This is a genomic window from Leptospira congkakensis (assembly GCF_004770265.1).
In the GTDB taxonomy this organism is placed as follows: Bacteria; Spirochaetota; Leptospiria; order Leptospirales; family Leptospiraceae; genus Leptospira_A; species Leptospira_A congkakensis.
Map to the genome: position 1 here is coordinate 481,909 of NZ_RQGQ01000004.1, position 13,997 is coordinate 495,905.

Annotated in this window: 17 protein-coding genes; 1 reads left to right on the forward strand and 16 read right to left on the reverse strand. The window is 41.1% G+C overall.

Going from position 1 to position 13,997, the window contains the following annotated elements:
• Position 1: 1 nt before the first annotated feature.
• From EHQ70_RS03260 to EHQ70_RS03285, 6 genes are read right to left on the reverse strand one after another with little or no spacing between them, the layout of a single operon-like run.
• Positions 2-1,228 carry a type II secretion system F family protein gene (locus EHQ70_RS03260; RefSeq protein WP_135583502.1) on the reverse strand — a complete coding sequence of 409 codons (1,227 nt, stop codon included), beginning with the start codon at positions 1,226-1,228 and terminating at the stop codon, positions 2-4.
• Between the two features lie 5 nt (positions 1,229-1,233).
• On the reverse strand, positions 1,234-2,910 hold the full coding sequence (gspE, locus tag EHQ70_RS03265) for a type II secretion system ATPase GspE (RefSeq protein ID WP_135583503.1): 1,677 nt from the start codon (positions 2,908-2,910) through the stop codon (positions 1,234-1,236).
• On the reverse strand, positions 2,907-4,670 hold the full coding sequence (gspD, locus tag EHQ70_RS03270) for a type II secretion system secretin GspD (protein ID WP_135583504.1): 1,764 nt from the start codon (positions 4,668-4,670) through the stop codon (positions 2,907-2,909). Before gspD ends, gspE begins: the two co-directional genes overlap by 4 nt.
• A 1-nt stretch (position 4,671) precedes the next feature.
• On the reverse strand, positions 4,672-5,586 hold the full coding sequence (locus tag EHQ70_RS03275; RefSeq protein ID WP_135583505.1) for a general secretion pathway protein GspC: 915 nt from the start codon (positions 5,584-5,586) through the stop codon (positions 4,672-4,674).
• A 29-nt stretch (positions 5,587-5,615) separates the two neighbouring features.
• Entirely contained in the window at positions 5,616-6,614 is a 999-nt protein-coding gene (locus EHQ70_RS03280; RefSeq protein WP_135583506.1) for a peptidoglycan DD-metalloendopeptidase family protein, read from the reverse strand.
• 17 nt (positions 6,615-6,631) lie between these two features.
• Positions 6,632-6,997 carry a type II secretion system-associated lipoprotein gene (locus EHQ70_RS03285; protein ID WP_135584323.1) on the reverse strand — a complete coding sequence of 122 codons (366 nt, stop codon included), beginning with the start codon at positions 6,995-6,997 and terminating at the stop codon, positions 6,632-6,634.
• A 120-nt stretch (positions 6,998-7,117) separates the two neighbouring features.
• Here EHQ70_RS03285 and EHQ70_RS03290 point away from each other — a divergent pair, with 120 nt between their 5' ends.
• On the forward strand, positions 7,118-8,563 hold the full coding sequence (locus EHQ70_RS03290) for an ATP-binding protein (RefSeq protein WP_135583507.1): 1,446 nt from the start codon (positions 7,118-7,120) through the stop codon (positions 8,561-8,563).
• Here EHQ70_RS03290 and EHQ70_RS03295 read toward each other — a convergent pair whose 3' ends face one another.
• The 10 genes from EHQ70_RS03295 to EHQ70_RS03340 all read right to left on the reverse strand — a co-directional run bounded on the left by EHQ70_RS03295 (position 8,564) and on the right by EHQ70_RS03340 (position 13,993).
• Positions 8,564-8,764, reverse strand: coding sequence for a hypothetical protein (locus EHQ70_RS03295; protein WP_135583508.1), 201 nt, complete (start codon positions 8,762-8,764; stop codon positions 8,564-8,566).
• A 103-nt stretch (positions 8,765-8,867) separates the two neighbouring features.
• Positions 8,868-9,215 (reverse strand): YraN family protein, encoded by a 348-nt coding sequence (locus EHQ70_RS03300; protein ID WP_135583509.1) that lies wholly within the window; start codon positions 9,213-9,215, stop codon positions 8,868-8,870.
• A gap of 40 nt (positions 9,216-9,255) precedes the next feature.
• Positions 9,256-10,443 (reverse strand): HD-GYP domain-containing protein, encoded by a 1,188-nt coding sequence (locus tag EHQ70_RS03305; RefSeq protein ID WP_135583510.1) that lies wholly within the window; start codon positions 10,441-10,443, stop codon positions 9,256-9,258.
• Positions 10,444-10,477: 34 nt separating this feature from the next.
• Positions 10,478-10,738, reverse strand: a complete 261-nt coding sequence (locus EHQ70_RS03310; protein ID WP_135583511.1) for an EscU/YscU/HrcU family type III secretion system export apparatus switch protein — start codon at positions 10,736-10,738, stop codon at positions 10,478-10,480.
• On the reverse strand, positions 10,735-11,397 hold the full coding sequence (locus EHQ70_RS03315; RefSeq protein ID WP_135583512.1) for a hypothetical protein: 663 nt from the start codon (positions 11,395-11,397) through the stop codon (positions 10,735-10,737). Before EHQ70_RS03315 ends, EHQ70_RS03310 begins: the two co-directional genes overlap by 4 nt.
• Positions 11,378-12,028: a ribonuclease HII gene (locus EHQ70_RS03320; RefSeq protein ID WP_244288206.1), complete on the reverse strand. Its 651-nt coding sequence runs from the start codon at positions 12,026-12,028 to the stop codon at positions 11,378-11,380. Before EHQ70_RS03320 ends, EHQ70_RS03315 begins: the two co-directional genes overlap by 20 nt.
• Positions 12,029-12,141: 113 nt before the next feature.
• Positions 12,142-12,585 carry a 50S ribosomal protein L19 gene (gene rplS / locus EHQ70_RS03325; protein WP_167481685.1) on the reverse strand — a complete coding sequence of 148 codons (444 nt, stop codon included), beginning with the start codon at positions 12,583-12,585 and terminating at the stop codon, positions 12,142-12,144.
• An 8-nt stretch (positions 12,586-12,593) separates the two neighbouring features.
• Entirely contained in the window at positions 12,594-13,247 is a 654-nt protein-coding gene (gene trmD / locus EHQ70_RS03330) for a tRNA (guanosine(37)-N1)-methyltransferase TrmD (protein ID WP_135583515.1), read from the reverse strand.
• Positions 13,237-13,773 (reverse strand): ribosome maturation factor RimM, encoded by a 537-nt coding sequence (rimM, locus tag EHQ70_RS03335; RefSeq protein WP_135583516.1) that lies wholly within the window; start codon positions 13,771-13,773, stop codon positions 13,237-13,239. The genes trmD and rimM overlap by 11 nt, the downstream gene beginning before the upstream one ends.
• Complete coding sequence (locus EHQ70_RS03340) at positions 13,763-13,993, reverse strand: KH domain-containing protein (RefSeq protein WP_002974362.1); 231 nt, start codon at positions 13,991-13,993, stop codon at positions 13,763-13,765. Before EHQ70_RS03340 ends, rimM begins: the two co-directional genes overlap by 11 nt.
• Positions 13,994-13,997 lie beyond the last annotated feature (4 nt).

The window sequence follows — 13,997 nt, forward strand, 5'->3', positions numbered from 1 at the left end:
CCTACATCCCCTGGATTTCTTGAGTTAGTTTGTACATTGGCGTCATAATGGCCGCCATGATAGTAAAAATAATTCCACCCATTACAATGATCATCATTGGTTCTAATGATTGGGTCAAAGATTTTATTGCCGTATCCACCTCGGATTCATAGATTTCCGAGAGTTTATTCATCATTTCGGGGACTTTATCAGAGGCTTCCCCTGCACTTAACATCCCGAGAACCATTTGCGGAAGGACTTGTGATCCTTGTAAAGAATCAGAAAGTTTTCCCCCTTCCTTTATTTTGACTATGGCTGATTCAATTTCTTCCTTAAAAACAGTGTGTCCTACGACGTCAGAAACAATGTTCAAAGAAACAATGAGGGGGACTCTGTTCAAAAGCAAAATGGATAGATTCCTAGCAAAATTGGAAACCAGGATTTTGCGAAGTAAGGTGCCAATCACTGGTAATCTTAAAAGAAATTTGTCCCAAGTTTTTTTTCCTTCACCGCCACTTTTCCATTTCAGAAATCCGAGAAATCCACCGGCAATGGCTCCCAAAATAAAAAACCAGTAATTGGTTAAAACATAAGATAAGAAGATCACACTTCTTGTGAGTAGCGGAAGTTTGGCATCAAAGGAAGCAAACAACTGTTCAATTTGTGGGATCACGACAACAAGAAGGAAAATGGATACACCAAGAGAAAGTAAACCCATAATCATGGGGTAAATCATGGCAACTTGCACTTTGGATTTTAACTCAGAGGATTTTTCCTCGAGTTCTGCTAACCGGTGCAAGGTGTTCTCATAATTCCCCGTTGATTCACCCACGGAAATCAAACTAGGATATTGGTCAGGAAAAACAGTTTTGTGTTTTTTCATGGACTCAGAAAGGCTCATCCCTTCCGTGATGTCCGCTCGCATTTCAATCAAAACTTTTTTGAAGTAGATGTTTTCGACTTGGTCAATGATAGAAAGCAAACATTTATCAAGAGGTATGCCGGCTCCAAGTAATGTTCCCAATTGTTTACAAAATAGTCCGACTTCTTTTCTTGGGATTCGGTATAATAACTTCGATAAAAATGGGAAAAGTTCTCTCTCTTCTTTTTCACGGTCTTCTTGGATGGAGCGAACATACAGACCCTTCGCCTTTAGTTTGTTACGCGCCGCCTGAAGATTAGGGGCATCGATGATATTTTTTTCTTCTTTGCCTTTTCTGTTGAATGCAACGTACGTAAATAATGGCATAAAAATTAAGATACCCGAAGGACTTCTTCTGGGGTTGTGACACCCTCAATTACCTTATATTTGCCGTAATCTTGCAAAGTAGAAAGACCATTTTTCAAAGCGATTTCTTTAATGCGATTAGCATCAGCACCCTGCAAAATGGCACGTTTGATTTCATCGTTCATGGTGAGAAGTTCATACAAACCAGTTCGTCCTTTGTACCCAGAATTTAGACAGGAAGAACATCCTTTCCCACGATACAAAACACCATTTTTTAGTTCCTTTCTTTGGATTCCAAGACCCGCTAAATCTTTGTCAGTGGGTTTGTAACTGGTTTTACAATCCTTACAAATCACTCGCACCAGTCGTTGTGCCATAAAACCTAACACGGAACTTGTGATAAGATAAGGTTCGATTCCCATATCCACAAGCCTTGTCACGGCTGAGGATGCATCATTGGTGTGGAGAGTTGAAAATACTAAGTGACCAGTGAGGGATGCTTGGATGGCAATTCTTGCCGTTTCCTCATCGCGGATCTCCCCTACCATTACCACATCCGGATCTTGACGAAGGATGGAACGTAAACCCGCTGCAAACGTTAAGCCAATTTTTTCGTTCATTTGCATCTGCGAAATTCCATCCATTTGGTATTCCACCGGATCTTCGCAAGTGATGATATTTCGTTCTTCTGTATTAATTTCGGAAAGTGCGGAATAGAGAGTTGTCGATTTACCAGATCCAGTAGGACCTGTGACTAAAATAATTCCATAGGGTTTATAAATTAAGTTTTTGAAGTCATTTAAGATTTCTTTATTAAAACCCATGGTTTCGATAGAATACTTTTGGTCTGTTTTGTTTAGGATACGCATTACAATACGTTCCCCAAATTGACATGGAATGATGGAAACCCGGACATCCACGTCCTTTCCAGCCAACCTGAGTTTGATCCTACCATCTTGTGGTAAACGGTTTTCCGCAATGTTCAAATTCGACATGATTTTGATACGAGTGGAAATTCCCGCCAAATAGGATTTAGGTGGATTTAATACTTTTTGTAAAACCCCATCCACACGATACCGAACCACAACTGATTTTTCGAATGGCTCGACGTGAATATCGGATGCTCTTTCAGAGACAGCTTGAGATAAAATAACGTTTACCATCTTAATGATGGGGGCTTCGTTTGATAGATCTAAAGCATCGGATTCAAAGGCATCAGAGAGATCACCAAAACTCCCATCCATCTCATCCATCATCTCTTTGGCTTCGGCGGTGGTTTTGTCGAACTGAGAGTGGATGATTCTCATAATTTCGTTTTCGGTAGCGAGAACGAATTGGATTTCATATCCTTTGAGAAAGGACCTCATATCATCCATGGGATGGAGGTCCGTTGGGTCAGAAGTGGCAACTACTACTTTTTTGCCTTTGACTGAGACGGGAACAATTTTGGATCGTTGGACAAGTTTTAAGGGGATTTTCCCAAAAACATCTTCACTGGCAACAAACTCAAGTTTGTCGATAAACTCCATTCGATGAAGTTTTGCCAATGCTTTGAGAATGTCTGTTTCGGAAGCGAGACCTTTTTTTTGGATGATATGAGTGATGGGAAGATTGGTTTTTTCCTGTTGTTTGGAAATATCTTCGAGATCCTTTACTGTAAGGATCCCATCTTCTAATAGAATTTGTCCTAAACTCTTTCTCATCGTAATTTCTTTTCTCGTTCGTCGACCATCCTTTCTTGTTCATTTTTCTTTTGGATGGTGATACGGTCTGACTTATCTCGGTCGTCTAGAATGTGCGGAGTTAAAAATACCATCAAATTTGTTTTACGATTTTGATTTGTGGTTCTACGGAATAAGGTTCCGAGTAACGGAATCTCCCCTAAAATTGGGATCTTTTGGACTTTCTTTTGTTTGTCATTGGAAAGTAATCCCCCAATCACAATGGTTTGGATATTGTCTACAACGATGGTTGTTTTGATATCTCGTTTGTTAAATGTCGGGTTTCCCCCCGTAGCTTCCGAAGAAATCCCTGCTACGTTTTTAATCTCCTGGTAAAGATCCAGAGTGATGCGGTTATTTTTATTGATATGCGGTGTGAATTTGAGTTTAATCCCTGTTGGGCGGTATTCAAAGTTGGCAACGGTAACAGCGTTGTCCCCACCAAGACCAGCATTACGGTTTTGGGTTCTAACGGGAACGTCTTGCCCCACATTGATTTCTGCTTCCTGGTTGTCCAAAGTCAAAATCTGAGGAGCAGACAATACATTAAAATTTTCATTGGTTGAGTTTGCGTTTAAAATACCAATGATCTGTTGGCCCCCACGGCGAATGAACCCGAGGGAAAATCCAGAGAGTGTGTTTACATTTGTGGGCCGACCATTTTTATCAATCACCCCACCTGTAGCCGCAAGACCAGTGTTAAACTGTCCATAAGCCAACTCCTGGTAACGCCAATCGATACCAAAGTCGTTGAGGTCAGTAGAACTTAACTCAACAATCAGAACCTCAAGTAACACTTGTTTTCTGGCAGTATCTAAAATTTTTATGATTTTTTTGATTTCTTCCCATTCTTGGGGAGTAGCCGTCACAATGAGTGAGTTGGATTCTTTATGAGCCACCGCTTTGATTTTATCTTGTTTGCCAGGAATTTTGGCTGCTTGCGCCACTGGTTGTTGTGGTTGCGGAGGTTTGCCATCGGGACCAGGTTCCCCTGGTGGTCCTTGTGCAGGTGCCACTGGCGCATCAGGCATATCCAACTTTACTAAAATGGCAGCCAGCTTTTCTGCTTCATTGTATTCTAAAGTATAAATATGAATATCACCCGCAGAGGAAATGGAACCTGGGCCATCAGCTCGAACATCCAAATTATCAACTAACTTGAGTAACTTGTTAATATCAGATGTAGATCCTGAAAAAATCAAAGTGTTTTGGTTTTTGGGAATGATGATATCTGTGTCTTGTGAGGTAACTCGTTTTAAAATGGGTTCCAATTCAATGGCATTCGAAAATTCTAAGGGAACAATTTGAGTGATTGTTTTATTCAGTGATACTTCTGATTCAGAGACAGGTTCTTTTCCAATACGAACCACCGGTGACTTGGCAAGTGCATCTTTGATTTTAACTACTTTGATGAGATCATTTTCTTCAATCAGACCAAACCCTTGTGTTTCCAAAACGGATTTCATAAATCCGTAAGCATCTTCGATCTTGACTCGTTTCTGAGAAATGATAGTGATTTTTTTTCCTTTCACCGCATCATCAATGAGAATGTTTCTTTTGATGATAGCACTCATCCCCATTAAAAAATCTTTGAGTTCTGTATCGCGCCAATCAGCAGTAAAACTAGCTGGTTCTGGGGAAGATTTAGCTTTGGGTTGTTTCCCTTTCTCTTGGGAAAAGCCAGGTGTCGCAAATACATAAAGGCAAATACTGAGTACAACTAAAGGAAGACGATTTCTCATTTTAATTCCGAATGATAAATTCATATGTGATTATTTTGCCTTGTCTCTCTAAATCCACTGTAATTTTCGGAGCTTGTTTGATCGAACCCCAAATTTCCAACATTTTCTCTGTTTCGTTCAGCGGCATACCATTGACACGTTTGATGATATCCCCACCGCGAGCACCGAGGGAATAAAACACATGGTCTTTAGCCACCTGATAGATCTTGTAACCCTCGATCTTTCCGTCTACCAAATGAGGGCCAAACCTTGCATTTTTATAGATAGTATTCGGGTCTTTCAATTTGCGATTCACGTCCTCACGGGAAAGAACTTTTTGAACCGTTTGGCTGGATGGTCCTAAATTAGAAATGGCTGCGGCATCTTTCGGCCGAATCCTTTCCTTCGCTTGGGCCGGAGTTTCGCCAATATTCACTCGTAGGCTAAGACCACCCTTTTTTAGAACCACATAATGTTGTTCGATGGCCTGGACTTTATAACCGCCGACCATCTCGCCCGTTCCATATTCTTCGGAATCGTTGTTTTGTTTTTCGCGGATGGTAGCCCGAGCAAAAGACCAGTGTCCAGACAATGTCCCAGTCAATAACATTTGGTCATCGTCGCCATTGTCCTGAGCAATTTCTGGGTCGAGCGGTGTCCCATCTGCCCCACGTTTGGTGGCATCGTTAGGGTCATAAACCTGACCACGAATGAGATTTCCTGTAACGACATCTTCATAAGTGCTAACGGCCAAGATTACTTCTTGGCGCATTTGTTTGGGACGAGTGTTACTAGCAACGCTGATTCCAGTTTCTGTGGAAAACAAAAGTAAAAGTACTAACTTTAATAGGTAAGCAAGAGAAAAGGAAAAGAGTAAAACTGCCGGAATCAACGTCAAAAACTGACTCGACTGGATTCTTTGAAGGATTAAATTCATGCTCTCCACAAACCGGAGATAGGCTCCGATTACATTCCGGCTACTTCAGATTTAGGAAGTCGGGTGACTTGTTTTTCCGTGATGCTAAGAGCCGATTCAGGATTCATAATTTTCCCGTTTCGAAACACTTCAAAATGCAGATGTGCTCCTGTTGCTGTTCCTGTCCTTCCGACAAGGGCAACCACACGACCCATCTTCACCGTTTCCCCAACCTCAACTAAAATCTGTGAACAATGGGCGTAAACTGTTTTATAACCATTTTTATGTTGGATGGTGACCGAATTTCCATACCCACCATTACGACCCGTAAAAACAACTTCCCCATCTGCCGACGAAAGGACAGGAGCCCCAACTTTTGCCGCAAGATCAAGACCCGTATGATACACTCGATTGTATTTATTAAAAGGATCCACACGTCGACCATACCTTGAGGTAACACGACTTTGTGGGACAGGCAGAATAAAAATCTTTTTCAAAACAACTCTCGAAGAAGAAGCATTCTTAACTTGGACTGGAACTTCCAAAACTTGGCCAATTTTTAATTGGTCATTGGAAAGCCCATTGTGTTTTTTTAATTTAGCCAATTCGATCGAAAAGGAACGGGCAATCTTTGATAGATTGTCTTTTTTTTGGACTATATATTTTTTTAAGATGATACCGGATTCGTGGACGACTGTATTACTCACAACAGGAGAAACATCGATGTATTTTGGTAAGTCGAGGGAAGCAAGTTCGACTTCTTCCTCTTCACCAGAGGTATTGACACCCACAGAAAACAATTTGTGGATTTCCGCATCTTGCGTTTGGGAACCAAATAGGCGAAACATTCCGGATTCGCCACCAGGAAGAGATTCATTGATTTCTGAATGTATTTTTTGAAATGGATTGGCCGTTAGAGTGGTCCCAAAAAGAACCAAAAGAGAAATTGTTGCCAATCGGGAAATCTTCACAAATAAAATATCGGGTTTCGAGGGGAAGAATCTTGAACCAGAAACAAAGAAAGAATGAAAACGAACTACTTGCGACAAGACAACATCCCTAACCTTTATTTCTTTTTTTTGACACTGGACTCAACAAGAGTGAATTTTTTACCAACCCACTCTTCTATATCTTCCAAGTCATACTGCCTTTTCTTCACATCATCATTGATGATGTAGGCTGCTAACTTCCCAAGAGAAGACTCTCGAGACTCAGCTACAGGATAAACCTTTAATTTCAAAAGAGATGGTGTCGATTCTATATAAATCTTAACCAGAGTCCCTTTCTTCCAAACTTCCGTTTGGGAAAATTTGATATCCTCTTGTGTCGAATAAGTCTTTGCATCATAGTATTCATTGATTTCTCTTAGTTTTTCTTTTTTGATCAACCGCTGGGAACAATGACTGAACGCAAGGAGAAGAACGAGGGGAATTACACGAATGATACTACAATTCAAAGCAAACTCTGAGGAAAAGTCACCATGATGCCTTAATTATGAAAAGCCTTTTTTATTTTTTGGCCCAAAAGAAGGATATTCAGACCAAACTTAATTGTGATCCCCAAACGCGCAGAAGTTGGAAGTTTATTATACGAATGGAATGGAGCCAAAGAAATCCAAGTGGAAGTGGGAATTCGAAGAGGTCTTCCTCAGTTCCAAATTTTAGGCTGTGCCTCTCTATCCACAAAGGAGTCCAAAGATCGCATTCGTTTGGCTCTAGAGGCGTCTGGTTATCAATTCCCATTGGAAACCATCATTATCAATTTAAAACCTGCGCATATCCCGAAACGAATGGTTTCTTTGGATTTGGCAATGGCTGCCGGTATCCTTCTCGCAACCGACCAAATCCCAGACCCACCCTATCCCATCCGGTTTCTAGGAGGCCTTGGTTTGGATGGAAGGATTCTAGGAGGCAAAGAACTTCTTCCTTATCTTTGGCAAAGTCCCGAATCTTCCGAACATTCGATTTGTATACCGGCAACTTTGGAGAAAGAGTCTCTTCCCAAAGGGCGATACCAATTTTTAAACCACTTGGAAGATTTAAAAAACCTACCCATTACAACTCCTAGTGCTAGGGAGGTGGAAGTTCCTTCGACCACTTCCCTGGATTGGGATACAGTCTACTTAGATCCATACCAAATGAAAGTGTTTCAAGGACTCCTCTATTCGCTTCTAGGAAACCACCATAGCCTAGTTTTAGGAAGTCCAGGGTCAGGAAAAACAATGCTACACCGGATGCTCGAATCCATACTTCCACCGAAAAAGAATAGAGATACATCCAACCAAGGAGTATGGACAGTAGAGGGTGAATTTGAAGTCCCATCGGAAAAACGCCCCTTTCGTTCCCCCCACCATTCTGCCACGGAAGTAGGACTTGTGGGTGGAGGTCTACCCTTCCAACCAGGAGAAATATCCAAAGCCTACGGAGGAATCCTTTATCTAGATGAAGCTTTAGAATTTAAGGATCGTATTTTGGATAGTTTGCGAATGCCTATGGAAGATTCCTATTTGGAAATTGTCAGGTTGAACGAAACTACAAAACTAAAAACAGATTTTACCCTGATGCTTTCTGCAAACCCTTGCCCTTGTGGAAATTACCATAGTCACCAAACCTGCCATTGTTCTTTACAAAAGATTCGTTTGTATTTACAAAAAATCAGCGGAGCGTTTTTGGATCGGATCACCATCTTTCAGACGTTATTCGAAACTACGAATGACAGGTGTATCAAACTAGAAGAATTAAAAATGAGACAATTCATTTTGGATCGTTTTGTTTTTCGAAATACCAGATCCATTCCCTTAGATGAAGAAAACAAAATTCAAAAAATTTTAGACACGGAACTCCAAACCAAACAACTATCGTTAAGAAAGAAAAAACAGATTATTTCTCTTTCCCGTACGATAGCAGATTGGAACCTCTCCTCCCGAACGAAGGAAGTACACATCTGGGAGGCTGTAGAGTATTGTATCGGATACCAGTGGATTTATAGTTTGGGTTAATTACTTCGAAATAAAATGCGAAATTTCCATCGCGATTTTATTAATCGCATAATCCATGTAAGCTGGATCATCGATCTTTTTCTTGTAATTTTCGAATTTTTTCTGAATGGTAGATGCCATTCCCCTTTTCCGGAGTAATACCGGATCTGGCCCAAATTCGTCGGTTTCTGCTAAATTCCCAAAAATAGTAAATTGACTCATGCGGTTACTTCCTTGTAACAATCAAACTCTCATCCTTGAGAGCGTTTTCCCTTATGGGATACATGTTCAATCGGTCTGGTACAAAAATCCCTTGATGAAGTATTTAGAAGATTGACGAATAAAAAAGAACTTCCTTTTTTTCAGTGATATGGATCAAATTAAACGAAGGTGTTAGGTGGTAAAAGGCAGGAATCTCTTTTAATAAATAGTAATATACCTTCCGCATTCTCCTGCGTTTTGTCTCATGAAAACATTCTAAAGGGTGAAATCCGCTACTTTCGTTCCAAAACTTCACCTCTGAACAATGTAGAAAATCATTCGAAATACTAATTATGTCTAATTCGCCAAAGGCCTTTCGGTAGTTTTGAAAAAGGATCAGATGCCCCTGGAATTCCAAATAAGCTGCGGCAATTTCCTCACCGAGCCGTCCTCGTTTTGTTTTTTCACGCATTTTCGGAAACGTTTGAAAATAAAATCGAATCGATTTACTTTTAATAAATCTGAGAAAAGGGAATGGCTTGTTGGATATAGAGATTTAGATCCTTCATCAGATCCACAAATTCTAAATGTTTTAGGCGTTTTCCTTCCGCATCTTTTGTGACTCGAATGACGGGACGAAGGGGTTTGTCTTTATTGGATTCAATGACCATACCCATTCTGAGGTCAGAAAGAATGACTCCGGACCCCACAGGGAACATAGAAAGTTTATTTAAAAATAGTCTTACCATTTTTAAATCAAAACGGTTCACGTTTTCGCTGATCATAATCTTCATTGCTTCATAAGGAAGAATGGCCTGTCTATAGGGCCTTGGGTGGATCATGGCAGCAAATTGATCGGCAATCATAAATACTTTTGTGAGTTCTTCAATTTGGTTGGCTAAAATTCTCTGAGGATAACCAGAACCATCCACAGCTTCATGATGTTGTAAGGCAACAATAGCGAGTGAGTTTTTTAACTTCAATCTTTGGGTGAGGATTTGGTAACCGGTCACTGGATGGCGTTTGATGGTTTTGAGATCCAGTTCGGAAAGAGCACCTTTTTTTTCAGATACTTCTTCAGGAACCGTCACCATTCCAATGTCGGCAAAAAGAGAGGCTAATGCCAAATCAATCAGTTTGGGTCGAGAAAACTCTAAAAAGTTTCCAAGCATGACGGAAAAAAATGTCGCATAACAGATGTGAGTGTATAAAAAATAACCTGAGTGGGAATGGGACAAAAGTAAAATGGGAATTTGTGCGTTTGCTTTGGTATGGTCTGCAATCCTTTCTGCAATTTCCCGAAACTCTCGAATCTCCGTATAACGACCTTCAGATGCTGACTTGTAAGTTTTTTGAACCAAATCAAAACAATCTTTAAAAACAGCATTGAATTCCACTTTGGTGGTATTTGCTTTTTCTAATAAATATTTATATCGTGTGGAATTTTCATCATCCTGGTAAAAAGGAAGGTTGGTATCGAAGTACCCAGGCCCTGTACCTGCTGAGGTTTTGTCCCCTCCATCGGCCATCAACCTTTCCCCGTCCGTTAGAACAAAGGTAATGCCAAATTGAACCAATCGGTCTAAGTCTTGTTGTGTGATGGGTTGATCAGCACCGACAAAAACAGTATCCTTATCCAGATAAATTGACTTAGTATACTTGGATCCAGGTTCTAAGTCACGTATAGAGATTTTCCGCATAATTGCGTAAATCCTAGTAAGAAGCGTAGAAACTTCAATTGTTTTTCTTTTGTCTCTCTAAAACAAGGATTCGAAAGACTGCAGCCACTGCTTCATACAAATCCCTGGGAATTTCTTTCCCATTAGGGAGATGATCTAAGGTTTGTATCATCACTTCATCTTGAATGATAAGAACTCCCGACTCACGTGCGATGCGAATCAAATTCTCTGCAAGTCTTCCTTCTGCTTTCGCCACAAGTTTCGGTGCCGCATGACGGATCGGATCATAAGCAAGGGCTGCCATTTTTTGTTTCATCTATAATCTCCGTTAAAGGATTCTTCCTTCCAAGTTTCCATTTGCACCGAACGAATTTGGGGAAAGTCCCGAATCAGACCCACAAATGACTTTGTGAAGTCCTCTCCTTGGAAAGATCTTTCTGTAGTGAGTTGTACGAGGATTGGTTTTTCTTTTTCAGGATCATAATGGAACTGGATTCCCATAGCACCAGTCTCTTTGGATTCCCAAAATACATAAAGAACCAAACCTTTGTTTTTCGGTTCGACAACCATTTGTAATGATTCTTTCGCATCCGGATCAATGTAAGAAATAAGGTCAGAAAATCCTGTTTCTCCTAGCAGATAATTCCAAAGGGGTTTTAGATCCGAAACCTCAAGCGTTTTGGAATCTGATTGTGCCGCCATCCACTGGGCCCAACGCAAACGATTCACTACTTTCCCTGGATTGGTTTGGACTTCCTGATCGATTCCTTTTGTTTGGAGAGAGATAGAATGATTAGGATCCTGTGATTGCGAAGCACTAGTTTTGGACTTGGAACGATTGCCTTCCAAAGGGAGGAGTCCTAGTTGTGAGGTGCTAGTTTCTTTTGAGAAAAACTGATCCTTTCTCTGGTGGGCCAGTTTTCCCATAGAGAAAAACAAAGGCAGAGGGCTAAGATTAGAAAAGAGTGGGCTCACTCCCATCATGTCGGAGAAATTTACAAAAACTCAACCTGTGTATGGGAGAAATTCCCAGTTTCATAAGGGCCTCTCTATGTTCTTCGGTTCCATACCCTTTGTGTTTGGCAAACCCATAACCTGGGTATTTTACATCCATTTTTTCCATATATTCGTCCCGATAGGTTTTAGCAAGGATGGAGGCCGCAGAAATGGAAGGGATCAAATCATCTCCTTTCGGAAGAGAGAAATAACCTTCGATGGGTTTTGTGATCTTTAGTTTATAATTTCCATCAGCGAGGAGATAAGGTCGACTGATTAACAATTTGTCTTCATTGCGATTTGTCTTTTCTTCATTAGTAGAAGCGGACAAATTCAATTTTTCATTCATCTTTCTGTTTGGTTCGAATGGTTCTGGGTTTGTCGGCAAACACCGGTTCATCCCATAAAAAATAGCCTGATTGATATTGAACTGATCAATGAACTTTGCACTCACAAAGGTCACACGAAAATAAGAAACATACTTTAGAATTTCTGTACGGAGTTCCATTCGTTTGGGTTCAGGAATTTTTTTGGAATCGCGAAGTCCTTTTAGGATTTCACCGTTTTTGATTTTTTCTAAGGTGGAAAGGGAGAAGGAAACACAACCCACGGATACTGGGCCGGCGAGCGTACCACGACCTGCTTCATCCAGTGAAAAACAGGTCAGGTGAGGGATTTGAAATTCAGGAAAGAACGGTCGCGTAACGACCGTTTCAAGAGAAATTATGCGCTAGGTGCTTCTGCTTCTGCAGCTTTTGCTTGAGCAAGAGCAGCTTTAGAAGCCTCATCTTGTCTCTTTTTATCTCTAGCAACGATCGCTTGACCGCCTTTTCTTTCTTTGATACGTCCCGCTTTTCCTTTTTTATCACGGAGATAGAAAAGTTTTGCACGACGAACAGATCCTTTACGAACGAGCTCAATCTTTGCAATTCTTGGGCTATGAAGTGGGAAAATTCTTTCCACTCCGATATCATAAGAAACTCGTCTTACAGTAAACGTTTTGCTTTGTGATTTGTTTGCAATGGAGATCACAACGCCTTCGTAAACCTGAACCCGCTCTTTACCAGATTCAACGATTTTGTAGTGAACTTTTACAGTATCACCAATTTCGAAATTAAGTTCGTTCTTTGCTTCGCCTGCGAGTGCTGTTTCTAGAATCTGATTCATGACTTCCTCTAAGAATGATTTCTTGTTTTGCGGTTTTTTTGCCGCCATTTCCGGATCTCTTCATGATGTCCACCGAGGAGCACATCTGGAACAGTCCAACCCATAAAATCATAGGGTTTTGTATACTGGGGGTATTCTAATTCTTCCGTTTCGTTGTGCGATTCTTCGAGAAGGCTTTCTTCTTTTCCTAAAAACCCCGGAACAAACCGAGAAAGGCAATCGGCAACAACGAGAGCAGCTAAATCCCCCGATGAAATAACATAGTTTCCAATGGCCACTTCCCTGTCAATTAAATGCTCCGCGACACGATGGTCGACCCCTTCGTAATACCCAGAAATTAAGGTAATGGTTTCTGAGGACTCGTAAATCTCTCGAGCGAGGGTTTGGTTGAAAAGTTCCCCCGAAGGGCTAAGGAGGATGACCTTCCCTTTATCTTCGCCAAGGGATTCTAAGGCCCTGTAAATCGGACCCACTTGCAAAAGCATGCCCGGGCCACCCCCATAGATGGTGTCATCCACCTTTTGGTGTTTGTTGTCTGCGAAGTCACGGAGATGGACGGTATTGATCTCGACCACCCCTTGTTTCACCGCTTTCCCGGGGATTCCGGTATCAAAATAGGAGGTGATTTTTTCTGGGAAAAGAGTGATGAAATTAAACTTCAATCCACTGCTCCCAGCCTATGATTTCTAAAGTTTTGGTTTCCAAGTTCCAATCACCGACAAACCGATTGAGGAAAGGAATGAGGACAGTTTCCCCTTCGCCGTTTTTTGGTTTTAGTTCCAAAATGGGATGAGCGGGATTGTCAATGACTTGGGTCACAACATAATCCAGAGAAAGATTTGTTTCTTTGGAGATGGCAAGTAGTCCCACTAGATCTTCAGTGTAGATTTCACCATCAGTCGGTTTAGGAAGTTCGTCTCTTTTCCATAACAAAGAAAATCCACGGTATTTGATCACAGTTTCCGGTGTTTCAAAACCCTTTAGTTTTAAAAGGTAATGATTTCCATTCAGTTTGATCTCGTCGATTTGAATGGTGGACTGGTTCCCACGAGGATCCTCTACAGTGCAGATGATTGGAGGTTTTACGGAATTTAGGGTGTCACCTTCTGTAAAAAGTTTGATGAACCCTTTGATTCCATGTGAGGATCCGATGACCCCCACTTTCACTAAACTTGGTTTAGTCGACAATTTCTAAGGTATAGTTTTTGCCTTGTTTGGTTCCGGCTGCCTGTAATACAGTTCGTAAAGATTTTGCAATCCTTCCGTTTTTTCCGATCACCTTACCTAGGTCTTTCGCTGCTACCCGAAGTTCGATCACTGTTTCTTCCTCTCCGGGGACTTGGTTGACAGCCACTTGTTCTGGTTGGTCAACGAGAGATGTAACGATATAACGAACTAAGGATTCCATGTAT